At 72.9% G+C, this 24,638-nt stretch carries 26 protein-coding genes and 2 pseudogenes; 11 read left to right on the top strand and 17 right to left on the bottom strand.

Features of this window, described 5'->3' with window-relative positions; translation table 11 throughout:
* Window positions 1–55: 55 nt before the first annotated feature.
* On the bottom strand, window positions 56–1,012 hold the full coding sequence (locus tag ACZ4N4_RS38625) for a ribose-phosphate diphosphokinase (RefSeq protein WP_453567051.1): 957 nt from the start codon (window positions 1,010–1,012) through the stop codon (window positions 56–58).
* Between the two features lie 59 nt (window positions 1,013–1,071).
* Complete coding sequence (locus tag ACZ4N4_RS38620; protein WP_467597773.1) at window positions 1,072–1,788, bottom strand: SDR family NAD(P)-dependent oxidoreductase; 717 nt, start codon at window positions 1,786–1,788, stop codon at window positions 1,072–1,074.
* 74 nt (window positions 1,789–1,862) lie between these two features.
* Between ACZ4N4_RS38620 and ACZ4N4_RS38615 the strand changes: the two genes are divergently transcribed.
* Together ACZ4N4_RS38615 and ACZ4N4_RS38610 are read left to right on the top strand one after the other, a co-directional pair.
* Window positions 1,863–2,678, top strand: coding sequence for a helix-turn-helix transcriptional regulator (locus ACZ4N4_RS38615; RefSeq protein WP_467597770.1), 816 nt, complete (start codon window positions 1,863–1,865; stop codon window positions 2,676–2,678).
* 337 nt (window positions 2,679–3,015) lie between these two features.
* Window positions 3,016–3,648 carry a DUF4230 domain-containing protein gene (locus tag ACZ4N4_RS38610; protein ID WP_360494031.1) on the top strand — a complete coding sequence of 211 codons (633 nt, stop codon included), beginning with the start codon at window positions 3,016–3,018 and terminating at the stop codon, window positions 3,646–3,648.
* Window positions 3,649–3,662: 14 nt separating this feature from the next.
* Here ACZ4N4_RS38610 and ACZ4N4_RS38605 read toward each other — a convergent pair whose 3' ends face one another.
* From ACZ4N4_RS38605 to ACZ4N4_RS38580, 6 genes are read right to left on the bottom strand one after another with little or no spacing between them, the layout of a single operon-like run.
* Window positions 3,663–5,414 (bottom strand): complex I subunit 5 family protein, encoded by a 1,752-nt coding sequence (locus ACZ4N4_RS38605; protein ID WP_467597767.1) that lies wholly within the window; start codon window positions 5,412–5,414, stop codon window positions 3,663–3,665.
* Entirely contained in the window at window positions 5,414–5,761 is a 348-nt protein-coding gene (locus ACZ4N4_RS38600; RefSeq protein ID WP_358926421.1) for a sodium:proton antiporter, read from the bottom strand. The genes ACZ4N4_RS38605 and ACZ4N4_RS38600 overlap by 1 nt, the downstream gene beginning before the upstream one ends.
* Window positions 5,762–5,771: 10 nt before the next feature.
* Window positions 5,772–6,512, bottom strand: a complete 741-nt coding sequence (gene mbhE / locus ACZ4N4_RS38595; RefSeq protein ID WP_467597764.1) for a hydrogen gas-evolving membrane-bound hydrogenase subunit E — start codon at window positions 6,510–6,512, stop codon at window positions 5,772–5,774.
* The gene (locus ACZ4N4_RS38590) at window positions 6,509–6,763 is read right to left on the bottom strand and encodes a hydrogenase subunit MbhD domain-containing protein (protein ID WP_450756608.1); all 255 of its coding nucleotides are present in this window, start codon (window positions 6,761–6,763) and stop codon (window positions 6,509–6,511) included. The genes mbhE and ACZ4N4_RS38590 overlap by 4 nt, the downstream gene beginning before the upstream one ends.
* Window positions 6,756–7,208, bottom strand: a complete 453-nt coding sequence (locus ACZ4N4_RS38585) for an MrpF/PhaF family protein (RefSeq protein WP_453567061.1) — start codon at window positions 7,206–7,208, stop codon at window positions 6,756–6,758. Before ACZ4N4_RS38585 ends, ACZ4N4_RS38590 begins: the two co-directional genes overlap by 8 nt.
* Window positions 7,205–7,387 (bottom strand): hypothetical protein, encoded by a 183-nt coding sequence (locus ACZ4N4_RS38580; RefSeq protein ID WP_453567063.1) that lies wholly within the window; start codon window positions 7,385–7,387, stop codon window positions 7,205–7,207. The genes ACZ4N4_RS38585 and ACZ4N4_RS38580 overlap by 4 nt, the downstream gene beginning before the upstream one ends.
* 442 nt (window positions 7,388–7,829) lie before the next feature.
* On the opposite strand from ACZ4N4_RS38580, the gene ACZ4N4_RS38575 reads away from it, so the two are divergent.
* Together ACZ4N4_RS38575 and ACZ4N4_RS38570 are read left to right on the top strand one after the other, a co-directional pair.
* Window positions 7,830–8,396: a VanZ family protein gene (locus tag ACZ4N4_RS38575; protein ID WP_453567427.1), complete on the top strand. Its 567-nt coding sequence runs from the start codon at window positions 7,830–7,832 to the stop codon at window positions 8,394–8,396.
* 196 nt (window positions 8,397–8,592) lie between these two features.
* Window positions 8,593–9,834 (top strand): ricin-type beta-trefoil lectin domain protein, encoded by a 1,242-nt coding sequence (locus tag ACZ4N4_RS38570; RefSeq protein ID WP_453381889.1) that lies wholly within the window; start codon window positions 8,593–8,595, stop codon window positions 9,832–9,834.
* A gap of 30 nt (window positions 9,835–9,864) precedes the next feature.
* On the opposite strand, the gene ACZ4N4_RS38565 is transcribed toward ACZ4N4_RS38570, so the two are convergent.
* Window positions 9,865–10,113, bottom strand: coding sequence for a hypothetical protein (locus ACZ4N4_RS38565; protein WP_453567067.1), 249 nt, complete (start codon window positions 10,111–10,113; stop codon window positions 9,865–9,867).
* 67 nt (window positions 10,114–10,180) lie between these two features.
* Here ACZ4N4_RS38565 and ACZ4N4_RS38560 point away from each other — a divergent pair, with 67 nt between their 5' ends.
* Both ACZ4N4_RS38560 and ACZ4N4_RS38555 read left to right on the top strand, forming a co-directional pair.
* On the top strand, window positions 10,181–11,191 hold the full coding sequence (locus tag ACZ4N4_RS38560; protein ID WP_467597758.1) for a PHP domain-containing protein: 1,011 nt from the start codon (window positions 10,181–10,183) through the stop codon (window positions 11,189–11,191).
* 292 nt (window positions 11,192–11,483) lie between these two features.
* Window positions 11,484–12,446 (top strand): SDR family NAD(P)-dependent oxidoreductase, encoded by a 963-nt coding sequence (locus ACZ4N4_RS38555; protein ID WP_453567070.1) that lies wholly within the window; start codon window positions 11,484–11,486, stop codon window positions 12,444–12,446.
* A gap of 142 nt (window positions 12,447–12,588) precedes the next feature.
* Here ACZ4N4_RS38555 and ACZ4N4_RS38550 read toward each other — a convergent pair whose 3' ends face one another.
* The 3 genes and pseudogenes from ACZ4N4_RS38550 to ACZ4N4_RS38540 all read right to left on the bottom strand — a co-directional run.
* On the bottom strand, window positions 12,589–12,813 hold the full coding sequence (locus ACZ4N4_RS38550) for a hypothetical protein (RefSeq protein ID WP_453567071.1): 225 nt from the start codon (window positions 12,811–12,813) through the stop codon (window positions 12,589–12,591).
* A 78-nt stretch (window positions 12,814–12,891) separates the two neighbouring features.
* On the bottom strand, window positions 12,892–14,181 hold the full coding sequence (locus ACZ4N4_RS38545; protein ID WP_453567073.1) for an ROK family protein: 1,290 nt from the start codon (window positions 14,179–14,181) through the stop codon (window positions 12,892–12,894).
* 224 nt (window positions 14,182–14,405) lie between these two features.
* Window positions 14,406–15,119, bottom strand: a pseudogene (locus ACZ4N4_RS38540) (ferredoxin reductase domain-containing protein); the annotation flags it as partial.
* A gap of 19 nt (window positions 15,120–15,138) precedes the next feature.
* On the opposite strand from ACZ4N4_RS38540, the pseudogene ACZ4N4_RS38535 reads away from it, so the two are divergent.
* Window positions 15,139–15,357, top strand: a pseudogene (locus ACZ4N4_RS38535) (LuxR C-terminal-related transcriptional regulator); the annotation flags it as partial.
* On the opposite strand, the gene ACZ4N4_RS38530 reads toward ACZ4N4_RS38535, so the two are convergent.
* Complete coding sequence (locus ACZ4N4_RS38530) at window positions 15,303–16,211, bottom strand: DUF3626 domain-containing protein (RefSeq protein ID WP_467597754.1); 909 nt, start codon at window positions 16,209–16,211, stop codon at window positions 15,303–15,305. The pseudogene ACZ4N4_RS38535 and the gene ACZ4N4_RS38530 sit on opposite strands and share 55 nt — an antisense overlap.
* Before the next feature lie 94 nt (window positions 16,212–16,305).
* Window positions 16,306–16,692 carry a DUF3592 domain-containing protein gene (locus tag ACZ4N4_RS38525; RefSeq protein WP_467597751.1) on the bottom strand — a complete coding sequence of 129 codons (387 nt, stop codon included), beginning with the start codon at window positions 16,690–16,692 and terminating at the stop codon, window positions 16,306–16,308.
* Between the two features lie 233 nt (window positions 16,693–16,925).
* Here ACZ4N4_RS38525 and ACZ4N4_RS38520 point away from each other — a divergent pair, with 233 nt between their 5' ends.
* The 3 genes from ACZ4N4_RS38520 to ACZ4N4_RS38510 all read left to right on the top strand — a co-directional run bounded on the left by ACZ4N4_RS38520 (window position 16,926) and on the right by ACZ4N4_RS38510 (window position 20,553).
* Window positions 16,926–18,218, top strand: coding sequence for an FUSC family protein (locus ACZ4N4_RS38520; protein ID WP_453567080.1), 1,293 nt, complete (start codon window positions 16,926–16,928; stop codon window positions 18,216–18,218).
* Window positions 18,215–19,246, top strand: a complete 1,032-nt coding sequence (locus ACZ4N4_RS38515; protein ID WP_453567082.1) for a hypothetical protein — start codon at window positions 18,215–18,217, stop codon at window positions 19,244–19,246. Before ACZ4N4_RS38520 ends, ACZ4N4_RS38515 begins: the two co-directional genes overlap by 4 nt.
* Before the next feature lie 107 nt (window positions 19,247–19,353).
* On the top strand, window positions 19,354–20,553 hold the full coding sequence (locus tag ACZ4N4_RS38510) for a lactonase family protein (RefSeq protein WP_467597747.1): 1,200 nt from the start codon (window positions 19,354–19,356) through the stop codon (window positions 20,551–20,553).
* Here the strand turns inward: ACZ4N4_RS38510 and ACZ4N4_RS38505 are convergent.
* The gene (locus ACZ4N4_RS38505) at window positions 20,521–21,252 is read right to left on the bottom strand and encodes a DUF2470 domain-containing protein (protein WP_467597744.1); all 732 of its coding nucleotides are present in this window, start codon (window positions 21,250–21,252) and stop codon (window positions 20,521–20,523) included. The two genes, ACZ4N4_RS38510 and ACZ4N4_RS38505, sit on opposite strands and share 33 nt — an antisense overlap.
* A 159-nt stretch (window positions 21,253–21,411) precedes the next feature.
* Window positions 21,412–22,017: a TetR/AcrR family transcriptional regulator gene (locus tag ACZ4N4_RS38500; protein ID WP_450756576.1), complete on the bottom strand. Its 606-nt coding sequence runs from the start codon at window positions 22,015–22,017 to the stop codon at window positions 21,412–21,414.
* 108 nt (window positions 22,018–22,125) lie between these two features.
* Here ACZ4N4_RS38500 and ACZ4N4_RS38495 point away from each other — a divergent pair, with 108 nt between their 5' ends.
* A complete protein-coding gene (locus ACZ4N4_RS38495) occupies window positions 22,126–23,667 on the top strand; it encodes a cytochrome P450 (RefSeq protein WP_467597741.1) in 1,542 nt (513 codons plus the stop codon).
* Here the strand turns inward: ACZ4N4_RS38495 and ACZ4N4_RS38490 are convergent.
* Window positions 23,626–24,468, bottom strand: coding sequence for a pentapeptide repeat-containing protein (locus ACZ4N4_RS38490; protein ID WP_467597738.1), 843 nt, complete (start codon window positions 24,466–24,468; stop codon window positions 23,626–23,628). The genes ACZ4N4_RS38495 and ACZ4N4_RS38490 overlap by 42 nt on opposite strands.
* Window positions 24,469–24,638: the final 170 nt, after the last annotated feature.

The following is a 24,638-nucleotide window of genomic DNA, read 5'->3' as shown; positions in this document are numbered from 1 at the left end:
CCGTCCGCCTCGGTGGAGCCGAGCGCGGGTCAGCGCCGCAACTCCTCCTTCCTGTCTAGACGTTGCGCGGCTCGTCGAACAGGGCGCTCACGGACTCACCGTTGTGAATACGGCGTACGGCCTCGGCCAGTGCCGGGGCGATGGACAGGATCCGCAGCTTGTCGGTGTGCTCCTCGGCCGGTACCGGCACGGTGTTGGTGCACACGATCTCCAGGACGTCGGGCTGCTCGCTCAGCCGCTTGAGCGCCCCGGCCGCGAACAGGCCGTGCGTGCACGCGATCCGGATCGAGCGGGGCGGCCCCAACTCCCGCAGCCGCTCCAGGAGTTCGATCACCGTGCTGCCCTTGGCGATCTCGTCGTCGAGCACGATGACGTCCCGGTCGGCCACGTCGCCGATGACGGAGCTGATGATCACCCGGTCGTCGGCGAACCGCTGCTTGGCGCCGGCCGCCACCTGGGCGCCGATCAGCCGGGCGAAGGCGGCGGCCTCCTTCGCGTTGCCGAGGTCGGGCGAGACGACCGTGGTGCGCGACAGGTCGTAGCGCCGGAAGTGCGCGGCCAGCTCCCGCAGGGCGTGCAGGTGGTCGACCGGCACCGAGAAGAAGCCGTGCACCTGCGGGGCGTGCAGGGTCATGGCGAGGACCCGGCTCGCGCCGGCGGCCACCAGCAGGTCGGCGACGAGGCGGCCGCCGAGCGAGATGCGCGGGGCGTCCTTCTTGTCGGAGCGGGCGTAGGAGTAGTGCGGCATGACGACGGTGATGCGGCCCGCGGAGGCACCACGGGCCGCGTCGCACATCAGCAGCAGCTCCACCAGGTGCTCCTGCACCGGCCGGACCAGGGGCTGGATCAGGAAGACGTCCCGCTCCCGGCAGTTCGCCTGGAGCTGTACCTCCAGACAGTCGTTGGCGAACCGGCTGACCCGTGTCGGGCTGAGCGGCACCCCGAGGTGCGCGCAGACCTCCTCGGCCAGCTCGGGATGGGCGCTGCCGCTGAAGACCGAGATGTCTCGCACGATCCGCTCCTCGCATGATCAATACGGGCTACGCGCTCATGCTACGGACCGTCGCGCTCTCACCACGGCACGGGTGTGCCGTCCCAGGAGAAGAACCCGCCGGTCGGCCCGTCGTCGGGCAGCAGCGCCAGCCGTACGGCCCCTCGTGCCCCCTCGGCCGGATCGCCGCCCCCCGCGGCCGCCCCGGGGACCAGGTCGGTGGCCCGGCGCCCCGGGGCGAGGGCGTTCACCTTGATGCCGTCCTCGGCCAGCTCCTGGGCGTAGAACACGGTCAGCGCGTTGAGCGCGGCCTTCGAGGAGCGGTAGGCCGCGGACCGGGGGCTGCCGGGGGTGAACTGCGGATTGGGGTGGGTGCTCCAGGTGAGGGACGCGGCGCCGCTGGAGACGTTCACGACGCGCGGGTGGGCGGAGCGGCGCAGCGCGGGCAGGAAGGCGTTGGTCACCGCGACGACACCGAAGACGTTCGTCTCGTAGATCCGCCGGAGGTCCTCGACACCGGTCCCGGTGGGCGGGCCGGTGACCGGCTGGACGCCGGCGTTGTTGACCAGGACGTCCAGGCGGTCGAGGCGGGCGGCGGCGCGTTCGATGCCGGCGGGATCGGTGACGTCGAGGACCAGGAGCCGCGCGTCGCCGCCGATCTCCGCCACGGCCCGCTCACCGTGCCCGATGTCCCGGGAGCCCACGTGGACGCTGAAGCCCGCCTCCACGAGGAGCCGTGCGGTATGGAAGCCGATGCCCTTGTTGGCACCGGTGACGAGTGCTGTGCGATCGTTCATGACAGCCACGGTTCCCCGGCCGCGTCCGTCCTGCCAGGGACCACCTGTACCAGGCGGACCGGGGAGGCGGCGGTATGGCGAGGCAGGAACTGGCGCGCTTCCTGCGGGAGCGCCGGGCGGGCCTGCGTCCGCAGACGGTGGGCCTCGCGCCGGGCACCGTCCCACGCCGGACGCCCGGCCTGCGGCGTGAGGAGGTCGCGGAACTGGCCCACATGTCCGTCGACTACTACACCCGTCTGGAGCAGGCCCGCGGCCCCCGCCCCTCCCCGCGCGTCCTGGACGCCCTGGCCGGGGCGCTGCGGCTGGCCCCCGCCGAGCGCAGCCACCTCTTCCGGCTGGCCGGCTCGGCCGCGGCGCCGCCCGCCCCCGTGGCGGTCCGGGAGGTGCGCCCGCACGTGGCCGGCATGCTGGAGCGGCTGCCCGACACCGCGGCGATCGTCACCGACGCCTCCTACGGCCTGGTGGCCTGGAACCCCCTCGCCCAGCGGCTGTTCGGCGGGGACCTGGGACACGGCACGACCAACCTGGCGCGGCGGCGCTTCCTGGGCCAGGGCCGGATGTACGCGAGTTCCGCTGCCGGGGAATTCGGCCACATCGTGGTGGCCCGGCTGCGGCGGGCTGCCGAACGCTATCCGCACGACGCGCGGCTCACCGCCCTGCTGGACGAGTTGAGCGCGGGCAGCGCGGAGTTCCGGGGCATCTGGGCGACTCATCCGGTGCATGCCCCGGGGCATCGCACCAAGGTCCTCGACCATCCGGAGCTGGGGCGGCTACGGCTGAACTGCGACGTCCTGCTGGTGCCGGAGGACGACCAGGAGGTCGTCCTCGTCACGGCCGACCCGGGCTCGGCGTCGGCACGCCGGATCGCGGAGCTGGCGGCGCGGGTCTAGCCGGCCGGGAAACGGGTCCACCGGGATGCCGGTCGCCGGCGTGCTGAGCCGGGTCGGTCCGGACTCGGGATACGACACACGGTGCAGCGGACAAAGGGGCCGGGAAGTGCTTTCTGCGGTCATCCGGGGCTCCTGGCACGCCGACGGGAGGTCACTCCACGCTCAAGCGTGTACCAGTCCTGCGTCAGCTGTCTCAATCGGCCAACAACACGGTCTGGCAAGGCGTTCGGCGGGCATTCGTGTCGTTGGAAAGGAGGACCGTCACATGGCGAGTTCCACCAAGGAGAGCAAGGAGACCTCCGAGAAGGAGACTCCGGTCAAGGCCCGGCCCCGGCGTATGCCCGGTTGGGCGAAGCTGCTCACCGCGTTCGTGCTGGTGCTCGTGGTGCTGTTCGCCGGGATCAAGCTGGCGGTGCTACCGGGCATCAAGGACCTGTTCGGCACGGAGACCCGTGACAACACGGGCCCCGCGCTGCTCAAGTCCATCCAGGACATGAGCCGTTACGACGCGGCCTCGGGCAACTTCCAGGTCGTCGTGGACCTGGAGAAGGACGCCAAGTACCTGCCGAGCGCGATCCGCGGCACCCGCACCCTGTACGTCGGGGCGGGCAACGTCGATTCCTATGTCGACCTCGGGAAGATCGGCGAGAAGGACGTGACGGTCAACGACGACCGTACCGAGGCCACCATCCGGCTGCCGCACGCGCAGCTCGGCAAGGCCACCCTGGACGCCGACCACTCCTACGCCGTCTCCAAGCAGCGCGGTCTGCTGGACCGGCTCGGCGACCTGTTCTCGGACAACCCCAACAGCGAGCAGGCGGTGCAGAAGCTGGCCGTGAAGCACATCTCGGACGCGGCGAAGACCAGCGGTCTGACCACCCGGGCCGAGACCAACACCACCGACATGCTGGAGGGCCTGCTGCACTCCCTCGGCTTCACGGAGGTGCACGTGTCCTACGGCACGGTCTGATCCGGACCGTGTGATCAGCCGCCCAGCACACCCGGCAGGGCCAGCGCCCCGAGCGTCGCGGCGCCGACCAGCAGCCAGGCCACATAGTCCCCGACGTGCCCGGACTGCAGGCGGCGCAGCGGCAGCGCCTGGCCCCGGGCCGCCAGGAGGCCGGGTCGGAAGACCGCGACGGCGGCCAGGCCGACGGCCAGGAGAGTGGAGAGGCAGCCCAGCAGGACCCCGGTGGACGTCCAGTGGACGGCGACCGGGGTCCTGCCCCTGTCGACGGCACGGACCACCGCCGCCGGGAAGCCGGGGGCGAGGCCCACGGCCAGGGCTCCGGCCAGCAGCACGGCGGGGACGGCGGTCATCGTGCCCGGGATCCGCCCGAGCCGGCCCTCGGTCTCGGGCTCCTCACCGGTCCCGGTGGTCTCGTACGCGTCGCCCTTGGGCGGCCGGTCCCCGAGGCCGAGGAAGACCCGGGCGGCGACCCGCAGCACCGCCCCCGCCGTCACCGCCGACACGACGACGTAGAGCACGGTCAGCGGAGCGCCCACCGCCTCCTCGGCGACCGACTTGCCGAGCGCGGTGCCGAACGGCGGCAACCCCGCGAGGGCCAGCGCCCCGAGGGTGAACAGGACGCCCACCGTGCGCAGTTCGCGGGCCCGGCCGTGCAGCGCGCGTTCGTCGACGTTGCCGTAGCGGTCCAGGAGGATCCCCGCGCAGGCGAAGAGGGCGGCCTTCACCCCGGCGTGCCCGAGCAGGTACAGGGCGATCCCGGAGTCGCCCGCCGGCGTCAGGACGCCGAGGCCCACGAGGAACAGCCCGGTGTGGGCGATCGTGGAGTTGGCCAGCAGCCGCTTGATGTGCCGTTGGTGCCAGCACATGAACGCGCCCAGCACGGCCGTGAGCGTGCCGAGGACGACCAGTGCCCGTTCCAGGTCGGCGGCCGGGATGCCGCCGGGTCCGGCGAAGACCGTGCCGTACACCCGCCATACGCCGTAGGCGCCGAGTTCGACCATGACTCCGGAGAGGAGCATGCAGACCGGGGTGGGGGCGACGGCGTGGGCGTCCGGGAGCCAGAAGTGGAACGGCACGGCGGCGGCCTTGACCAGCAGAGCGGTGAGCACCAGCACGAAGGCGGCCAGGACCAGCGCGTCGGGGCGGCCGTGCGCGTCCAGACCGCGACCGATCTTCGCCATGCCCAGTTCGCCGGTGCGGGCGTACAGCAGGGCGATGCCCGTCAGCATCGCGTACGCGCCGAGGGAGTTGACCACGCCGAAGGTCAGGGCTCCCTGCACCGCCTTGGCCTCGTCGATGCGGTAGCCGGTCAGCGCGTAGGCGACGACGCTCATCAGCTCGAAGAAGACGAACGCGTTGAACAGGTCGCCCGCGAGCGTGAAGCCGCACATGCCGGCCTGGAAGACCAGCATCAGCGCCGGGAAGGAGCCCGCGTGCCGGCGCGGCGGCTCCGCGAAGTAGTGCCAGGAGTAGACCAGCGCGGCCAGCGTCAGCAGCGAGGCGAGGGCGGCCATGCCGAGGGCGGGGCCGTCCCCGGTCAGCACGATCCCGACGCTCTCCCCGCCGACCGGCCGCCAGCCGCCGGCCCACTCGACCAGCGGGGGCGAGGAGTTGAACAGCAGGATGAGCGCGAGGGCGCAGGTGCCCGCGCACACCGCGCAGGCGAAGCTCTCGGCGAGGACCCGGTGCAGCCGACGGCCACCGGCCACCAGCAGGGTGGCGCCGAGCAACGGGACGGCCACGAGCAGCGGCAGCAGGTGGTGCATCAGCCGCGCAGCTCCGTCAGTTCGTCCGGGTCGACCGTGCCGTGCCGCTTGGCGATCTGCAGGACCAGCGCGAGCAGCAGCGCGGTGACGGTCGCGCCGACGACCACGTCGGTCAGGGCGAGGGCCTGCACCACCGGGTCGACCAGCGGCCGGGTGCCGGGCCTGAGATCGGAGAAGACGGGTGCGGTGCCGCCGTCGCGGTAGCCGACCGCGAGCAGCAGGACGTACGTCGACGACTGGACGACGGCCAGGCAGCCGACGGCGTGGATCAGGTTCCGGCTGGTGGCAAGGCCGTAACAGCCCGTCAGGAAGATCCAGACGGCGACCAGATAGGGGAATACGTGCATCACTGGCGGCTCAACTCCCGTTCTCCTCCTCGATCTCCACGGCCTGGTCGAGGAAGCTGGCGAGCAGGACGACGACCGCGCTCGCCACCTCCATGCCGATGGCCGCGTTCAGCAGGGGGACCAGGCCGCCGGAGGACAGCGTGTTGAACGTGCCGTACGGCAGCAGTGTGTTGGCGAGGAACGCGGTGCCGGCCAGCAGTCCGGAGAGGCCCAGCACCAGGTAGGCGCAGGCGGCCAGGGAGTCGGCGACCTCGAAGACACCGATCGGGCGGACGCGTTCCAGGGCGTGGTAGTCGGCGCCGAGGTACAGCAGGTGCAGTGCGGTCGCGGCGGCGACCCCGCCCTGGAAACCGCCGCCGGGGCTGAGCTGGCCGTGCGCGATGACGTACAGGCCGGTGACCAGGGCGACGGGGAGCACCAGCAGGGCGTACCGGCGGACGGGCCGGGCGACTTCGGCGGGCCGTGGGCGGGCCCGGTGCTCGTCGCGGGTCTGACGCAGCAGGACCACACAGCCGAGGACGGCGGCGAAGAGGATGCTCATCTCGCCGAGGGTGTCGTAGGCGCGCTGGTCGAAGTTGACGGACGAGATGACGTTGGCGGTGCGCCGGGCCAGCGCGGCACGGACGGCGCGGTCGCCGTAGGGGTGGCTGCGGCCGCCGAAGGACGGCAGGTCGAGGCAGGCGGCGACCAGCAGGGCGGCGAGGCCCGCGCCGCCGACGGCCAGCAGCCACAGCCGCAGGCGCCGGGTCACCTGTCGTCCGCCTTTCCGCGCCGCTTCACCTTGCGGACCGACAGCATGATCAGCAACGGGGTGAGCGCGGAGCCGACGGCGAGCTGGGAGAGGCCGACGTCGGGGGCCTGGAGCACGGTGAACAGGGCGCCGAGGAACAGCCCGAGGAGGGAGAGCACCAGGGCCTGACGGGCCGGGTCTCGGGTCGCCACGGCCGCGGTCGCCGAGGCGGCCGTCAGCAGCAGCGCGACGACGATCACCGCGTCAGCCACCGCGCACCCCCCGGAACCCGCCGGACAGCGCCCGCGAGGCGACCACGTTCCCGCCGATCAGCAGCGCCCCGATCACCAGCAGTTTCACCGTCGCCCGACCCGGTCCGGTCACCGCGCAGAGCACCAGCACGACCACCGCGCCGACCGCGGCCGCCGTCCAGGTCAGGCCCCAGGCGGCGGGCCGTTCGTCCGCCAGGTCGTCGGCGAGCAGCCGGGCGAAGACCAGGGTGCCGACCGGGCCCAGCAGCGCGAGGAGCAGTGCGAGATCGACGTAGGACGTACGGCCGTAGCCCTGGGCGAGCAGCAGCAGGCTGGGGCAGACCGCGGAGGTGGCGAGGTTCTGGCCGACCACCCGGCGGCCGAGCGGGCCGGTGGCGACCGCCCACAGGGCGGTGCCCGCTCCCCCGGCCAGCAGCACGGTCGCGGCCAGGATCCAGCCGTTCACCGCCAGGTCACCACCCGTCGGCCGGCCCGGGCCGCGAGGGCGCCGACCGCCGCCGCGCTCGCGCCGACGATCCGCTCCAGGGTGTCGACGCTGCCGATGAACACCAGCCAGAGCAGGGCCAGTCCGGCCCACCAGGTGAGCAGTTCGGCCGCGGCGACGAGCGCCGTACGTCCGGTCATCCGCCGCCTCCTTGGGTCGCCTTGCGGCGTTATGCCCGTTTCGCCGTCCCCGGCATCCAAGCACCGCATCCGTCGCGGGGAGCGGCGGCACGCGGGAACGGGTGCGGAGTGCCCGGGGAGCGCGGACGGAAACCTCGGATGCGCTCCGGCCTTCGCCATGGGTGAGGGCATCTCCGGGCGGTTCCTGGGTAACTGGGTCAGCACGCCGGACTGTTGACAAGTGGAGGACCTAATGGCCAGTGCCGCCTCGCGCCTGCGCACGACCAGGGCCGAGAAGAACGAGGGGACGAACACGGACAAGGACACCGGCAAACGGCCCGGGGTACTGACCAAGGTCGCCCGCGCTGTCGGCGTCCGCCGCACCGAGCCGGCCGCCACCACGAAGGCCGGCACCACGAAGCCCGGCACCGGAAAGACCGCCGACACCGGGAAGAAGGGCCGCATCGGCAAGGCGGGGCGTACCGGCAGGACAGGGGGCGCGGGGAAGGCCGGCGGCACCGGCAGGGCGAGCCGCACCGCCGGGGCCACCGGTACCGAACGCCGGCCGCTCCCGCTGCCGTTGCGGGTGCTGGCCATGCTGTGCGCGTTCGCGGTGATGGTGGCGTTCGCCGTCGTGCTGGCCCGGCTGACGCTGGATCCCTCGCCGGCGTCCGTGTCGATCGCGCACACCAATCTGCATCCCGGCCGCTCCCTCAAGATCTATCTGGACCAGCCCGCCTTGCGGGACGCGGTCAAGCAGATCGGCGGGAACATCCTGCTCGGCGTGCCGTTCGGGATCATCGTGCCGGTCCTCGTGCCGCGCGCCCGGGGCTTTTTCGGGGTGCTGCTGCTCACCGCGTTCGTGATGCTGATGGTCGAGACGGCTCAGGGCCTGCTGGTCGAAGGCCGCGCCTTCGACGTGGACGACGTCATCCTCAACACCTCGGGGGCGCTGATCGGCTGGGTGCTGCTGGGCCGCCGGCTCGGCCGGGCGGTCCACGCGCGCAAGCCGAAGAAGGCGAAGGCTTGACAGGCGTAGGGATGACCCGCCCGCGACCGCCCCGCGTGGGGACCCGGGAGGGTCATCGCCCGATCGTCCGGCACTGGTCCGTACCAAGGTATTGACGCGCCACTTATCTCATCTCTTAAATCAAGAGGCGACGCCTTCACCCCCCACCTCGGCCGGATGCCTCCCCGCGCCCGGCCGCCGTACGGAAGGACGAGCCGTGGCCTCCCCACGCCTTATCCGCAGATGCCTGTTCGCCGCCCTGTCCGCCGCCCTCGTCGGGTCGGTCGCGGTCGGTCCCGCACACCGGGCCGAGGCCGCCGACGCCGGTGCGGCCGCCGTGACCTTCTCCGACACCTTCGACGGACCCGCCGGTTCGGCGGTCAACTCCTCGAAGTGGACCCTGGAGACCGGCGACAACGTCAACAACCACGAACGGGAGTACTACACCTCCGGCACCAACAACGCGGCCCTCGACGGCCAGGGCCACCTGGTCATCACGGCCAAGAAGGAGAACCCCGCCAACTACCAGTGCTGGTACGGCACCTGCCAGTACACCTCGGCCCGGATGAACACCTCGGGCAAGTTCAGCGCCCAGTACGGGCATGTCGAGGCGAGGATGAAGATCCCGCGCGGGCAGGGCATGTGGCCCGCGTTCTGGATGCTGGGCAACGACATCGGACAGGTCGGCTGGCCGAACTCCGGTGAGATCGACGTGATGGAGAACGTCGGGTTCGAGCCCTCGACCATCCACGGCACCATCCACGGCCCGGGCTACTCCGGCTCGGCCGGGATAGGCGCCGGCTACACGCTGCCGAACGGCCAGGCCTTCGCGGACGGCTTCCACACCTTCGCGGTCGACTGGGCGCCCAACTCGATCACCTGGTCGGTCGACGGGATCGCCTACCAGACCCGCACCCCCGCCGACGTGGGCGGCAACACGTGGGCGTTCAACAAGCCGTTCTTCCTGATCCTGAACCTGGCCGTCGGCGGCTACTGGCCGGGCGACCCCAACAGCTCCACGGCGTTCCCGGCGCAGCTGGTCGTGGACTCGGTGTCGGTGACGACGAGCGACACCGCGGCCGGCGTCGCGATCAAGGGCCTGGCCGGCAAGTGCGTGGACGTGGCCGGGGCGAACTCCGCCAACGGCACCCCCGTCCAGCTCTACGACTGCAACGGCTCCGCCGCCCAGCAGTGGACGGTGGGCAGCGACGGCACCATCCGCGCGCTCGGCAAGTGCCTCGACGTCACCAGCGGCGGCACGGCGGACGGCACGACGGTCCAGCTCTACGACTGCAACGGCAGCGCCGCCCAGAAGTGGGCCGTCTCCGCGGCGCACGACATCGTGAACCCCCAGGCGAACAAGTGCCTGGACGTCACCGGCAACAACTCGGCCAACGGCACCCGGCTGCAGATCTGGACCTGCTCCGGCGGCGCCAACCAGAAGTGGACCGTCGGCTGAGAGCAGGACTCGCCGTCCGGTGGTCGCTGTCTAGTGGCGGGGCGTCCAGGTGAACTTGTCCCCGCCCACCCAGCAGACCACGGCCGGGTCGTCCAGGTCGTGGACCGTGATCCCGTGGGTCGCGGCGACCGACAGCACCTCGGTGATGTCCCTCGCCTCACCGACCACCTCGCCGTCGATCTCCACGATGCGGAAGGGCAAGGTGCCCGGCCTGCCGGTCATGACGCCTAGCACCAGGATCCGCGGCCGGGAGATGAACGGGCTCGCTATCTCGGTCATGCAATCGAGGGTAGATCTCCCCGGGCGGAAGTGACTTGCCTGAGTCACCCTGACGGTGGAGGTGGCCATGGGACCCGTCGAGGCGCTGGAGCGGATCGCCTTCCTGCTGGAACGGTCCCTGGCACCGGCCTACCGGGTGCGCGCCTTCCGCACCGCCGCACGGGTCCTGGCCGCCCTGCCCGCCGGTGAGATCGCCGAGCGGGACCGGGCCGGCACCCTCGAATCGCTGCGGGGCGTGGGCCCGAAGACGGCCCAGGTGGTCCGGGAATCGCTGGCCGGAGATTTGCCCGGATATTTGCGCACGCTTGAGGAAGCTGCGGGCGAACCCGCGGCGGACGGCGGGTCCCGGCTGCGGGCGCTGCTGCGCGGGGACTGCCATCTGCACTCGGACTGGTCCGACGGCGGCAGCCCGATCGAGGAGATGGGCCGCACCGCGGCCGCGCTCGGCCACGAGTGGGCGGTGCTCACCGACCACTCGCCCCGGCTCACGGTGGCCCACGGGCTGTCCCCGCAGCGGCTGCGCGACCAGCTGGCGGTGGTGGCGGAGCTCAACGCCTCCTGGGCGCCGTTCCGGCTGCTCACCGGCATCGAGTGCGACATCCTGGAGGACGGGTCGCTGGACCAGGAACCCGAGCTGCTGGAGCGGCTGGACGTGGTCGTCGTCTCGGTCCACTCCAAGCTGCGGATGGACGCCCGCTCGATGACCCGGCGCCTGGTGCGCGCCGTACGCGATCCGCACGCGGACGTCCTGGGCCACTGCACGGGGCGCCTGGTCACGGGGCGGGGGCGGCCGGAGTCCGAGTTCGACGCGGACGAGGTGTTCGCCGCGTGTGCCGGGTCCGGTACGGCCGTGGAGATCAACAGTCGCCCCGAGCGTCTGGACCCGCCCCGGCGCCTGCTGCGCCGGGCCGTCGAGGCGGGCGTGCTGTTCTCGGTCGACTCCGACGCGCACGCGCCCGGCCAGCTGGACTGGCAGATCCTCGGCTGCGCCCGGGCGGAGCAGTGCGGGGTACCCGCCGAACGGGTGGTGAACACCTGGCCGGCGGAGCGGCTGCTGGCCTGGACCGGGGCCGGGTGACGCTCATCACGTCAGGGCCCGGAACAGCCCGGGGTGGTTGCTCGTTGAACAAGCCGTGGGTGCGGATGGGACAGTGTCCCCGGGCCTCACCTTTTGCCCACAGGGACGATCGTTCGGCTGAAGCCCTGTGGAGCCTTTCGCCGAGAGGCGACCGCCATCCGTGCCCACCACCTGGCCGCCCCGGCCGCGAATCCCCCGTCGCGGCCGGGGCTTTGCGCTGTCCGGGGGCGGTTCCCGGGCACCGGGACCCGGGCTTGACTTCGAGAGCACTCCAATTCGTAGCGTTCAATCCATGAGCACTACGACTCCACAGCACAAGATCGGTTCCGGGTTCGGCGCGGGCAGCACCGCCGACGACGTCCTGGCGGGCCTCGACCTCGGCGGCCGGCTCGCGATCGTCACCGGCGGCTACTCCGGGCTCGGCCTGGAGACCACCAGGGCGCTGACCAAGGCGGGCGCCCACGTCGTCGTCCCCGCCCGGCGCGCCGAGGCCGCCCAGGAGGCGCTGGCCGGCCTGGACGGGGTCGAGGTGGACGAGCTGGACCTCGGCGACCTGGACAGCGTGCGCGGCTTCGCGGAGCGGTTCCTGGCCTCCGGACGACCCGTCGACTTCATGATCGACAACGCGGGCATCATGGCCTGCCCCGAGACCCGGGTCGGGCCCGGCTGGGAGGCCCAGTTCGCCACCAACCACCTCGGGCACTTCGCCCTGGTCAACCGGCTCTGGCCGGCCCTCGAACCGCGCGGCGCCCGGGTCGTCTCGGTCTCCTCGCGCGCCCATCACTTCGCCGGGATGCGCTGGGACGACGTCCAGTGGCGGCACGACTACGACAAGTGGCAGGCGTACGGGCAGGCCAAGACCGCGAACGTACTGTTCGCCGTGCACCTGGACCGGCTCGGCCAGGACTCCGGCGTGCGGGCCTTCGCCCTGCACCCGGGCGGCATCATGACCCCGCTCCAGCGGCACATCCCCCGCGAGGAGATGCGCGAGCGCGGCTGGATCGACGAACAGGGCAACGTGCTGAACCCGCAGGGCTTCAAGACGCCCCCGCAGGGCGCGGCCACCCAGACCTGGGCCGCGACCTCCCCGCAGCTGGCGGGGATGGGCGGGGTCTACCTGGAGGACTGCGACATCGCCGAGCCCGCCGTCGAAGGCGAGACGACCGGCGTCAAGGCCTGGGCGACCGACCCGGACCAGGCGGCCCGGCTCTGGGACCTCTCGGCGGAACTCACGGGCGTGAACGCCTTCGCCTGACACCCGCCGCCAGCTCCCGGCGTCGACGAACTCCCGGACGTCCGCGGGCAGTTGCCGCGCACGCGGCTTGAACCGCCCGGTGCCGTGCGCAGGCTCCCGCGGATCCGGGGGCAGCCGGGCTCGGCCAGGCCGCGTTCCCCGCTCAGCCGGACGGTTCTTCCGGCAGCGGCTCCTCGGGGTTCACCACCCCCGGACGCGGCGCCCCCCGAGGCCCTGTCCCTGCCTCGTCGGTGTCGGGGAGGTCGGCGTCCTCATCGGCGTCCGGTCGGCTGTCCTCGGCCGCGGCCCACGGGTCACGGCCTTCGGTTTGGGCCTGCTGGTCCGGCATGTCCCGGGGTACGGGCCCACTGTTCTGCTGGTCACTCACGGCTGCTCCCCTCGCACGTCACATCGGTCCGGGCAGCATGCGGGTACCTCGCCCGGGAGCCGTGAAACCGGGGCGGGCTCAGCGCGGGGTCCGCTCCTCCAGCGCCGTGCGCCAGGCGGGCAGGCGGTCCTCGGTCGCCGGTTCCGCGCGACGGCCGCCGCGGCTGAAGAAGTCGGCGAGGGGCAGGATCGCGGCCCCGACGGTGACCGCGTCCGGGCCGAGCCGGCCGAGGTCGATGGTGACCTGCTCGGCGGGGTGGCGCAGCGCGTACGTGGTCGCGTACCGGCGGACGGCGGGCAGGAAGCGGGCGCCGAGCTGCAGGCCGGCCCAGCCGCCGATCAGGATCCGCTCGGGCTGGAAGAGGTTGATCAGGTCGGAGAGGCCCGCGCCCAGGTACTCGGCGGTCTCCTCCAGGACGGCGAGCGCGACCGGGTCGGGTTCGGTGCCCTCGGGCGGGTAGGCCGCGGCGAGCATCGCGGTCAGCGCGGTCTCCTCGTCGGTGCCCTCGGCCGGACGGCCGCCCTCCTCGCGCCAGCGGGCCAGCAGCGACTCGGCACCGGCGTACGCCTCCAGGCAGCCGAGCGCACCGCAGCGGCAGCGGCGGCCCCGCACCCGTACCGTGAGGTGGCCCCACTCGACGGCCCGGCCGTGCTCCACCTCGGCGGAGACCAGACAGGCGCCGACGCCGGAGCCGAACAGCACCACGACCGCGTTGTCCGCACCGCGCCCGGCGCCGAACCACATCTCGGCCTGGCCCAGAGTCTTGGCACCGTTGTCGATGAAGTACCGCACGGAATCCGGGAGTTGGCAGCCGGAGCGGAGCAGTTCCTCCAGCGGAACGGCGTCCCAGCCGATGGTCTGGCCGTGCACCAGGGCACCCCGGTCGGCGGTGTGCTCGACGATGCCGGGGACGCCGACACCGACACCGAGCAGCAGTTCGGGCGAGGCCCCCTCGGTCGCGAGGACCTCCGCGATGCCGTCCCGGATGTGGCCGACGATCACCTCGACGTCGTAACCCTGCTGCTCCAGCGGACGCTCGACCCGGGCGAGTTCGGTGAGCGTGAGGTCGAACAGCTCGACCCGGACCCGGGTCTCGCCGACGTCGACGCCGATCATGTGACCGCTGTCCGGTGCTACGCGCAGCAGGGTGCGGGGCCGGCCGCCGTCGGAATCGACGCTGCCGGCCTCCTCGACCAGGCCGTCGGCGACCAGGTCGGCGACCACGTTGCTCACCGAGCCGGAGCTCAGGCCGGTGGCCGGCCCCAGCTCGAAGCGGCTGAGGGGGCCGTCGAAATAGAGCCGCTGGAGCACGGCCGTGCGGTTGGCCCTTCTGAGGTCGCGTACCGTGCGCCCGTTCCGCCCCGCCATGTGGCTCCCTTCACGAACCCTTCCCGACCTGCAACATACTCCTTCGGGAGGGCGGAAGCGACATTTTCCCAACCCTTAGTTCACGCTGTGAGTGAAGGGTTCCGGCAGGGCGGGCGGGTGCGGGAGCGCGGCGGGGTGCGGGTTGTGCGCGGACCGTCGGTCCACCCTGGTCGCTCGCGCGGTTCCCCGCAACCCCGAAGGGGCGCTTCAAGCCCGGGCACCGATCAGGATGCCGCGTACACATCCTCCACGTAACGCCCCTCCGCCACCAGCGAGTTCAGCCACTCGTCGGCGTCACCACCGGGCGTGCGCTCCCGGTACAGGGTGCGGAACGCCTCCCGTACCCCCGGTGCCATCCTGCTGCCGTCCCCGCAGACGTGGACCCGGGCACCGGCGGCCAGCAGGGCCCATACCTCGTCGGCCTCGGCGGCGATGCGGTGCTGGACGAAGGTGCCGGCCGTGCTGAAGGCCGGGCGCAGCGACACGGCTCCGGCGGTCTCGGCGCCGCGGAGCTCCGCGGCGTGCAGGAAGTCGGCGTCGGCGGCGTCGCAGCCGAAGTAGCAGAGCGCGGGCGGGAGTTCGGCGCCCGCCGCGAGCGCGGCCGTGCGGTCGGCGACGGCGCCCCGGAAGGGGGCCAGGCCCGTGCCCGCGGCGACCATGACGACCGGTGTGCCGGTGTCGACCCGGAAGGCCTCCCGGCACGGCTGGACCCGGGCGTACAGGGTGTCTCCGGGGCGGAGTGTCGCGAGGTGGCCCGAGCCGGTACCCCGGTAGGTGCCCTTGCCGGACCAGGCGGGTGCCTCCAGCAGGGAGATCATCAGGTCGGCGTGGCGCGGGTCGGTGGCGGGCGACGAGGAGATCGAGTAGTGGCGCGGTTTCAGCGGGGTCAGGAGGTCCAGCAGCCGGGGCCAGTCGAGGACGCCGCGCAGCGCCGGGTGGGCGGCGGAGCCGGTCTAGGTCACCCCGGTCGAGGGGCGGGTGCTTGCGCTGCTGGCCAGGGGCGCCAGCACCGCCCAGGCCGCCCGCGACCTGGGCCTCACCAAGGACGGGGTCACCTACCACCTGCGCCGCCTGTCGGCCCGCTGGTCCGCGGCCAACCGCACCGAACTGGTCGCCCGCGCCTACGCCTTGGGTGTACTGGCCCCCGGTACCTGGCCGCCCGAGCCGACGGAGTAGGCCGTACCCGCGCCTTCCGGGGCGCCGAAGCGGGCGAGGGTGTGCCAGACCATCTTGAGGTCCTGGATCGCGTACCGGCCGGTGCGGGCCGCCTCCCCGATGATCCGGGGGTCCACGACGCCCTTCTCGGCGATCAGGGCACCGAGTTCGGCGTACTGCGGGCCCCGGTAGTCGGCGTGGCGGCGCAGGTCGGGCACGGTGAGCCGGTAGCCGGGGTGCCAGTCGACCGGGAAGGGCAGCCGCCGGGCCGCCGTTTCGACGGGGGTGCCCTGGTAGCAGGCGTCCAGGACGAGGGCCGCCACGTCCCGGTCGAGCCGTACACCGCCGTGCACCTGTGTCTCGATGTAGTCGTTGAGGGCGTCCTGCTCGTCGGCCTCGGCGAGGGCGAGCAGGTGTGTTCCGGCGGCGACGCCGAAGTCCGTCGACTCGGCCGCGCTGTCGGGGTAGCAGAAGGTCGCGCGGTGCAGCGCCGGTCCGGTCAGCCGCAGGTGCGAGGAACCGAACCGGGGGGCCGCGCCGACCACTTGGCGACGGAAGTTCAGCGCCCCGTACACCGGTCGTTCGGCCGGGGCGGCGTCGTCGTAGGTCCCGCCGAAGATCCGGCTCTCCCAGCGCCAGCGGTCGCCTCCGGGGTGCGCGGTGAGCCCGCCGTTGCTGGTGCCGGTGACGAACTGTGAGTGGTAGGCACCGTCCCGGGCCAGCGCCTCCAGGATCGGCAGCCCGGCCGACAGCCGGTCGGGGTGGAAGTTCAGGGTGATGGGCAGACCGGGGTCGAGGGCCGGTCCCGAGGACAGCGCGGCCACATGGCGCAGCGCCGCCGCGGCTCGCGCCGTCCCGATGTCGGTGAGTTCCATCGGCTCCCCCGCGGCCTGTCCCCGCTCGTTCGGTGCCGGCCGACCTTATCCGATCACGTCCCGCCCGGTCGCGGTCGTTTCGTCGGGCCGGGCGTCAGCCCGTCAGGGCGATGCGTACGCCGACCCCGAGGAAGACCACCCCGCCGAACACCAGGAACACCAGGGGGCCCACCACGTGGCGCCCCATGCGGACGCGGGCGATCTGCGGGTCGGCCGCCAGGTAGACCACCGCCACCTCGCGCCCTGTGGCCAGGCCCATGCCGGAGCCGTGCATGCGTGGGGAGAACTCCACCCGGTAGCCCGAACGGTCCGTGAAGGCGATGACGGGGATCCACTTCGGGCCACCCTCGCTGTCACGGGTGCGTACGTTGTCCACGACGACTCCCCAGGTGCGCAGTCCGTGCCGGCGCAACCGCCTGACGACCGCGCTCTCCCGCACCGCGAACCCGAGGAGCCCGAGGCCCACCGCCGCCCACAGCACCGCACCGCACCGCACCGCACCGCACCGGAGTCCAACGTCCCAACCCTTCCGTCCCGCCGACCCGTTCGACACCCCGGGTGCGGGAGACGCGTCGGCCTGGTGTTCGGTTGCGGGGTCCGGGGCGCGGCGGTCGGAAACTCTCCGTAGTCCACCCTGGTCATCCAGCCACCGGCGCCCGAGTGATCCGCGGAAAACACGTTCGACGTGACCCGTGAGTGGGAACAGGCCAAGGGATGCAAGACGTACGGAAGTGGGCCAAGGGTCTGCCGCAACTGCTGCGGCGCCATCGGGACCCGGTGGTCGTCCAGACGCTGCGGTCGGCCGCCGCGGCCACGATCGCCTACGTCGTCGCGCTCCGGCTGAGCCCGGAACCGGCACCGCTGACCGCCCCGCTGACCGCGCTCCTGGTCGTGCAGGTGACCCTGTACGCCACCCTCACCAACGGTTTCCGCCGGGTCAACGCGGTGGTGGCCGGTGTGCTGGTCGCCATCGCCTTCAGCCAGCTGGTGGGGCTGACCTGGTGGAGCCTGGCGCTGCTGATCGTGGCCTCGCTGGGGGTGGGGCACCTGGTCCGGGTCGACGAGTACATCCCCGAGGTGGCGATCAGCGCCATGCTGGTGCTCGGGGTCACCACCATCAGCAGCACGGCGTGGGCGCGGATCGTGGAGACGCTGATCGGCGCGGTCGTCGGCATGGCCTGCAACCTGCTGCTCCCTCCCCCGGTGTGGGTGGACGAGGCCGGCGAGTCGATCGAGGGCCTGGCCCGCAGGCTGCGGCAGTTGATGCTGCGCATGGGCGAGGAGGCGTCGGGGCTGACGCCGTGGCGGCAGGCGGCCGAGCGGCTGCACGAGGCCCGCCGGCTCGACCACGCCATCGTCGAGGTGGACGCGGCGCTGCGGCAGGCCGAGGACAGCCTGCGGCTCAATCCGCGGGTGAAGGAGGGCCTGCTGCACCGGGTGGTGCTGCGCACCGGTCTGGACACCCTGGAGATCTGCACGGTCGTGCTGCGGGTGCTGGCCCGCACCTTCACCGACCTGGCCAAGGCCCGCGAACCCGAGGCACTGTTCGCCTCGGACGCCGGGGCGGCCGTGGAGCAGTTGCTGTCCCAGATCGCCGACGCCGTGGTGAGCTTCGCGGTGCTGGTGACGACCAGCATCAGCGAGAGCGCCGAGTCGGCCGAGGCCCGGCTCTCCGCCGAGCTGCACACCGCGACCGGCACCCGCGACAAGCTCGCCGAGCTGCTCCGGGACGAGGTCCGCGGCGACGACCGGAACTGGCAGCTCCTGGGTGCCGTCCTGACCGAGGTCAACCGGCTCCTCGACGAGTTGAACACCGAGCACCGCACCCGCCGGCTGCTGGAGGAGCTGGACCGCGTCTCCGGCGAGCAGCGCGCCCGGCGGCCCCGGCTGACCTGGCTGCGGGAGCGGATCGGCGTACCTGAACGCCTGCAGCGGAACCGGGCGGGTGGTGCGGGGCGTTCTCAGTCCGGGACGGAGAACAGGGCGGAGAAGGGGGCACGCCGGTGACGGACACGGCGGTACGGATCGACGGGAACACGCTGCGGCTGCCGGGCGGGGTGGCGGTGCGCTTCGTGCGCACGCTGCGCCTGCCGGAGACGGGGACGCATCCGCTGCCGCCGGGGCTCGGCGAGTTCCCGGTCCGGCGGGTGAGCGACTATCCGGACACGGTTCCGGCCGGGTGGCGGGCGCGCGGCGGAGTGATGCTGCCGGTGTATCTGCGCGAGGCGATGTGGCTGAGTTTCGCGGGCACGGTGGAGCCGGCCGCCCTCCAGGTCGGCGTCGGCAAGGTGTGCGCGGTCTCCGGCGAGCCGTGGAGCGACCGGCTGTCCCGGGATCCGCAGAACTACCTGGTGCTGCCCCGGCAGCCCTGGCTGGACGGCATCAATTCCGGGAGGGGCACGGTCCGCCAGTTCGTGGCGGTGCCGCTCGGTCTCGGCGCCACGGTGGAGGGGCAGGTCACCGGCGAGGAGGTGTGGGGCGGGGTGCAGCTCCGGTCCTTCACGCTCAGGGAGGAGCCGCTCGCCGAGTGGCGGCGCCGGGAGCGGCTGCGGCGGGAGCGGACGCCCGCGCCGGGATCGCTCGGCGGTTACGGCGCGGCTGTTCCCATGATGGCCGCCGCCCCCGCACCCGGTGCCGCCCCGCGCTCCCGCTCGGCCGGGATGGGCCTCGGGGTCGGCGGCTCGATGCGCCAGGAGGTCTACCAGGACGACCGGCCGCCGCGGGACTGGGCCGAGACCCCTGCCGGGCGGGTCTTCGTGCACCTGGTCACGCCCCCGGAGTGGCGCCGGATCACGGGCGAGGCGCCGCCGCCGTCACCGGTGGACCGGGCGGCGTACACCCGGGCCGGGCTGCCCTGGTACGACTACTACGATCAGGACGCCCAGGATCTCGCCCCCACGGACGCCCTGGAGACGGTCAAGCCGGTCGGCGACTGGCTCGGCGACGACCTGGAGCCCTGGCAGCAGCCGTCCCAGGGGCAGGTGATCCCGCTGAAGGACTCGCCCGGCAAGCCGGTGGAGGACGGCGACTGGTGACAGCTGTTGCAGTGGGTGCAACGGTCGTTGCCCTTCTTGCTTTTGACCAGGGGCCCGCGCCAAGGTTGCTGTGACGACCGAGGTGACCGACGACCTGAGGTGCGGGCATGGGCAGTGGTACGGAAGCGACGCGCGGCGGCTGGAGCAGGCGCCGGTTCGTCGGTGCGATGGCCGGCGCGGCGGCCGTGGTGGCGGTCCCGGCACCCGCGGCACCGCTCGAGGAGAGCGACCCGGCATCGCGCCCGGCGGCCGAGCCCCCGACGAGGCCGTCGGCCGGCCCGCGCCCGCTCTACCTCGGCACCTACACCTCCGTGGACGGCGGCGGGACCGGCATCGGCCTGGCCACCTACGCCCCCGACAGCGGCCGGATCACCGGCGCCGGCACACTCACCGGCGTCGCCGACCCGTCGTATCTGGCGGTCCACCCGGACGGCCGCACACTGTACGCGGTGAACGAGCGCACGGACGGCGGGGTGACCGCCGTACGCCTGGCGGACCGGAAGATCCTCGGCAGCCGCAGCACGGGCGGGGCGGGGCCCTGCCATCTCTCGGTGCACCCGAGCGGCCGCTGGCTGCTCAGCGCCAACTACACCTCGGGCAGTGTGGCCGTCCACCCGGTCGACAGCACGGGCGCCCTCGGCGAGCGCACGGACCTGGTCACGCACTCGAGCCCGGCGCCCGGCCCCGGCCAACAGGGCCCGCACGCCCACCAGTTCATCACCAGCCCGGACGGCGGCCATGTCCTCGCCGTCGACCTGGGCACCGACACGGTCTACAGCTACCGCCTGGACCTCGCCTCGGGCAGGCTCACCGAGGTCGCCCAGGCGCACACCAGGCCGGGGGCCGGCCCGCGCCATCTGACCTTCCATCCGGGCGGGCGGTACGCGTACCTGGCCAACGAGGTGGACGACACGATCGCGGTGTGCGGCTACGACCCGGCCGCCGGCCGGCTCTCGATCGGCGCACCCCAGCCCTCCGGCAGCAGGGCGGGCACCACCAACTACCCGGCCCAGATCCTGGTCACCGCCGACGGCGCCTACGCCTACCTGGCCAACCGGGGCGACAACACGCTGGCACGGTACGCGGTGGAGGCCGAGGGGGCGCGGTTGCGGCTGCTGGACACCATGCCGGTGGAAGGGGACTTCCCCCGGCAGATCGCGTTCTCGCCGGACGGCCGGCTGCTGTTCGCCGCCGACCAGCGGTCCGGCACCGTGAGTGTCTTCCTCGTGGACCCGCGCAGCGGTGGACTCCGGCTCGCGGGCAGGCCGTTCGCGTCACCCGTCGCCGTCTGCGCGCTCCCGCTGTAGCGTCCGCGGGCAGGAGGCGGCGGCACCGGCCTGGGTCAGCAGGACGTGCATGCGCTCGGTGAGCTGGGCGACGTCGTCGGCGGGCGCGTGGAAGGCCAGTCGTACGTCGCCGTGGGCGCGGGTGCGTTCGATGCGCAGGGTGAGTCCGTGCCGGTCCACCGCGAGGGGCTGGACGCGGGTCGCGGCGTGCAGGCTCTCGGGCTCGACGAGCCTGGTGAGCCGCTCGACGGCGTCCGGGTGGGCGTCGGCGAGGTGGGTGAGCAGGTGGGCCTCGGTGCCGGCCAGCGGGTCGGGGTGCGCAGCGGCGAACTCGTCGAGGTCGACCACGACCGCGCCGGAGGGCCGGCGCAACACCACACGGGTGGGCTGGAAGACGAGGTGCTCGTCGGAGGGCACGAACCAGCCGGCCATCCACAGCCGGGCCCGGATCCGGTTGCGCACCGCGACGGGCGCCGCGTCGGCGAACTCCAGCACCGCGGACGGCTCGCCGCGCGGGGCACAGATCGCGGCCGCGAGCAGGGCGCTGTCCTCCCGCACGTGCAGCAGCACCCGGCCGTCGTCGGCGACGGCGTGCGCGCCGACGAACTCCTCGCGTCCGCCGTCCGCGGTCACCCTGCACGACCATGCCGTGGCCAGCAGTGACCGGGCCTGTTCGGCCGCGCCGGGGCCGGCCGCCCAGGCCGCTTGTTCGTCACCCATCCCGAACCTCCTTAGGTAAGCCTCACCTAACTTATCGAAGATCGGGGTGTACGCCAAGCACGCGGTGCGTGGCGTACGCCAAGAACCGGGGTGAGGAACAAGGTGGGGCACATGGTGCGGCACAAGGTGAGGACAGGTCACCGAAAGGGGCGGCGACGCTCAGGAGAGGACGCCCAGCAGCGCCCGCGCACACAGGTCCCGCACCTGCTCCCGGGTCAACTCCTCGGTGCGCAGCCACTCCAGGCAGACGTGCGTGGTGAAGGCGAGCCAGCCGCGCACCGCCAGCCGGGTGTCGGGGCGCAACTCCAGGGCGGGGCCGAACTCGGGGTCGGCGGCGAGGGCGGCCAGGATCTGCCGCTCCTGGGCGGCCTGGGCCTGCCGGTAGACACGACGCACGGCCTGGTCGCCGGAGGCCTCGGCGCGATGGAAGGCGCGGAAGCCGTGCGCGTGGGTGTGGACGTACTCGAGGTAGACGTCCAGGCCCTCGGTGAGCTGCGCACGGGCCGGCACACCGGGCTCGGCCGCCGTCATCCGCAGCATCCGCTCACTCTCCCGCTCCACCACGGCGGCGAAGAAATCACGCTTGGTCGGAAAATAGTGGTACAGCAGGCCGCGGGAGACGCCCGCGATCTCGGCGACCTGCTCGATCCACACGTCGTCGTACGGGCTCTCGGAGAAGAGCCTGGCCCCGACCGAGAGGAGCTGCTCGCGTCGTTCCGCGGTGCTGAGTCTGCGGCGGCTGCGCTCACCCTGGTTCGCGACCATGCCCGCACTTTACTTGACGTGGGTTCAACAGCGGGATGAGACTGAAACCGCCTATTGAACCCACGTACAACTAGCTCAACCTGCCGCAGCATCAAGGGAGATGGCGCCATGGCGGAGACGGCCACGCAGACGGCGACGGGGGCGGACGGCCCGCTGCCGAAGGGGTTCCGGGGCGCCGAGCACGGCTGGCCCGAGCTGCACCGGATACCCCACCCGCCGCGCCGGCTGCCCTTCCTCGGCGACGTCCTGGGGGTCGACCGGCGCACGCCGCTCCAGGACTCGATGCGCTTCGCCGGGCAGCTGGGCCCGATCTTCCGGCGCCGGGCGTTCGGCAACGAGTTCGTGTTCGTGTGGGGCGCCGAACTTGCCGCCGACATGGCCGACGAGTCGCGGTTCGCCAAGCACGTGGGCCTGGGGGTCGCCAATCTGCGCCCGGTCGCCGGGGACGGCCTGTTCACGGCGTACAACCACGAGCCCAACTGGCAGCTGGCGCACGACGTCCTGGCCCCGGGTTTCAGCCGGGAGGCCATGGAGGGCTATCACACGATGATGCTCTCGGTGGCCGGCCGGCTGACCGGCCACTGGGACCGGGAGCTGGCGGCCGGCCGCTGGGTCGACGTGCCGGGGGACATGACCAAGCTGACTCTGGAGACGATCGCCCGCACCGGGTTCGGGCACGACTTCGGCTCGTTCGAGCGGGACCGGCCGCACCCCTTCGTGACCGCGATGATCGGCACCCTCACCTACGCCCAGCGCCTCAACAGCGTGCCCTCGCCGCTGGCCCCGCTGCTGCTGCGGCAGGCCGCGCGACGCAACGCGGCCGACATCGACCACCTCAACCGCACGGTCGACGACCTGGTCGCCGAGCGCCGCAGGACCGGCCCTGGGGACGGCGACCTCCTTGACCGGATGCTGGAGACGGCCCACCCGGAGACCGGGGAGCTGCTGTCCGCCGAGAACGTACGGCGGCAGGTGATCACCTTCCTGGTGGCCGGCCACGAGACCACCTCCGGCGCACTCTCCTTCGCGCTGCACTACCTCGCCCTGCACCCGGAGGTCGCCGCCAGGGCCGCCGCCGAGGTCGACCGGGTCTGGGGCGACACGCCCGCACCGGCCTACGACCAGGTCGCCAGGCTCCGTTACGTCCGCCGGGTCCTCGACGAGTCGCTGCGGCTGTGGCCCACGGCCCCCGCGTTCGCCCGCGAGGCCCGCGCGGACACCGTGCTCGCCGGGGACCATCCGATGCGCCGGGGCGCCTGGGCCCTGGTGCTGACCCCGATGCTGCACCGGGACCCCGAGGTGTGGGGCCCGGACGCCGAGAGCTTCGATCCGGACCGCTTCGAGGCGAAGACGGCGCGCGGCCGGGCCCCGCACACCTTCAAGCCGTTCGGGACGGGTGCCCGGGCCTGCATCGGCCGCCAGTTCGCCCTGCACGAGGCGACCCTGGTCCTCGGTCTGCTGCTGCGCCGCTACGACCTGAAGGCCGACCCCGGCTACCGGCTGCGGGTGACCGAACGGCTGACGCTGATGCCGGACGGGCTGCGGCTGCGGCTGGAGCGGCGCCGTCCCACCCCGGCGCCGGTGCCCGTGCCGGACGACACGCCCGCCTCAGCGGGCGGCGGCTGTCCAGTGCACGGGGTGGGTGACTGACGCCGGCAGCCGGGTACCGGCACTCCCCCGGGCCGCGTCGACCTGCGGCTGGGTCAGGAAGAACGCGCCGGTGAGGTCCGCGCCGGTGAGATCGGCGTCGCGCAGGTCGGCACCGATCAGGTCGGTGTCCCGCAGGTCGGCGCCGGTGAGGTCGGCGGCGATCAGGTAGGCCCCGCGCAGGCTCGCGCCGCGCAGGTCGGCGCCGCGGAGCCGGGCACCCATCAGGTCGGCTCCCCGGCGGTCCTTCTTCCGGCCCCGCACGTCCGCCCGAGCCAGCTCGCTGGTGCGCAGCAGCAGCACGTTGACCCGCTGCCGGTGGGCGGCCACGTCCAGGGCGCCGAGTTCCTCGGGCGTCCCCAGGGCGAGTTCCTCGGTGGCCCCCAGCAGCTGCCTCAACTCACCGTGGACCGGGCGGGCGGCGGGCAGGCCGAGCGCCTCGGTGAGGTACCAGAGCAGTTCGTGCAGCTGCCGTACGACCGGGAAGGCGTCGAACATCCGCCGGGCGTGCTCCTCGGTCCCGGTCCGCCAGTCCTGCCCGCCGAAGGTGACCTGCGAGACCCGCTGCCCGGCGCCGAAGCAGTCGTAGACCGTGCAGCCCGTGAACCCGCGCTGCCGCAGGTCGGTGTGGATACCGCAGCGGTGGTCGCCGCCGAGGTTCCGGCAGGGCCTGCCGGCGGGCTTGCTGACCGCGAAGTCGGCCGAGGCGGTGAACGGCAGAGCGACACAGCACAGACCGAAGCAGTCGGCGCAGTCCCCGCGCAGCACTTGCGGCCGCGGGCGTGCGGATATGTGTTCTGGCATCCGTCCAGCGTACTGACCTGCGGTTCGTCGAAGGACACGGGCGGTGTGCGCGCCGACCGGCACCGGACCCGACGCCCCCCGGGAATTCGACAGGATCGTGCACGTCTCCGGTGCGATCGCTCTAACGTTCCCGCAGCTCAGGCTGGTTGGCTCGAAGGGCCGGATTCCCC

Source organism: Streptomyces sp. NPDC026538 (genome assembly GCF_055567535.1).
This window is presented reverse-complemented; position numbering and strand designations above follow the sequence as displayed.

What these genes read in the sequence shown, in the direction of transcription:
- ACZ4N4_RS38620 (WP_467597773.1), bottom strand. Translation starts at nt 1,788, where the DNA reads ATGAACGATCGCACAGCACTCGTCACCGGTGCCAACAAGGGCATCGGC.
- ACZ4N4_RS38495 (WP_467597741.1), top strand. Translation starts at nt 22,126, where the DNA reads ATGGCGGAGACGGCCACGCAGACGGCGACGGGGGCGGACGGCCCGCTG.
- ACZ4N4_RS38560 (WP_467597758.1), top strand. Translation starts at nt 10,181, where the DNA reads ATGGGACCCGTCGAGGCGCTGGAGCGGATCGCCTTCCTGCTGGAACGG.
- ACZ4N4_RS38545 (WP_453567073.1), bottom strand. Translation starts at nt 14,181, where the DNA reads ATGGCGGGGCGGAACGGGCGCACGGTACGCGACCTCAGAAGGGCCAAC.
- ACZ4N4_RS38610 (WP_360494031.1), top strand. Translation starts at nt 3,016, where the DNA reads ATGCCCGGTTGGGCGAAGCTGCTCACCGCGTTCGTGCTGGTGCTCGTG.
- ACZ4N4_RS38500 (WP_450756576.1), bottom strand. Translation starts at nt 22,017, where the DNA reads ATGGTCGCGAACCAGGGTGAGCGCAGCCGCCGCAGACTCAGCACCGCG.
- ACZ4N4_RS38530 (WP_467597754.1), bottom strand. Translation starts at nt 16,211, where the DNA reads ATGGAACTCACCGACATCGGGACGGCGCGAGCCGCGGCGGCGCTGCGC.
- ACZ4N4_RS38580 (WP_453567063.1), bottom strand. Translation starts at nt 7,387, where the DNA reads ATGACCGGACGTACGGCGCTCGTCGCCGCGGCCGAACTGCTCACCTGG.
- ACZ4N4_RS38510 (WP_467597747.1), top strand. Translation starts at nt 19,354, where the DNA reads ATGGGCAGTGGTACGGAAGCGACGCGCGGCGGCTGGAGCAGGCGCCGG.
- ACZ4N4_RS38555 (WP_453567070.1), top strand. Translation starts at nt 11,484, where the DNA reads ATGAGCACTACGACTCCACAGCACAAGATCGGTTCCGGGTTCGGCGCG.
- ACZ4N4_RS38565 (WP_453567067.1), bottom strand. Translation starts at nt 10,113, where the DNA reads ATGACCGAGATAGCGAGCCCGTTCATCTCCCGGCCGCGGATCCTGGTG.
- ACZ4N4_RS38505 (WP_467597744.1), bottom strand. Translation starts at nt 21,252, where the DNA reads ATGGGTGACGAACAAGCGGCCTGGGCGGCCGGCCCCGGCGCGGCCGAA.
- ACZ4N4_RS38600 (WP_358926421.1), bottom strand. Translation starts at nt 5,761, where the DNA reads ATGCACGTATTCCCCTATCTGGTCGCCGTCTGGATCTTCCTGACGGGC.
- ACZ4N4_RS38490 (WP_467597738.1), bottom strand. Translation starts at nt 24,468, where the DNA reads ATGCCAGAACACATATCCGCACGCCCGCGGCCGCAAGTGCTGCGCGGG.
- ACZ4N4_RS38520 (WP_453567080.1), top strand. Translation starts at nt 16,926, where the DNA reads ATGCAAGACGTACGGAAGTGGGCCAAGGGTCTGCCGCAACTGCTGCGG.
- ACZ4N4_RS38605 (WP_467597767.1), bottom strand. Translation starts at nt 5,414, where the DNA reads ATGCACCACCTGCTGCCGCTGCTCGTGGCCGTCCCGTTGCTCGGCGCC.
- ACZ4N4_RS38615 (WP_467597770.1), top strand. Translation starts at nt 1,863, where the DNA reads ATGGCGAGGCAGGAACTGGCGCGCTTCCTGCGGGAGCGCCGGGCGGGC.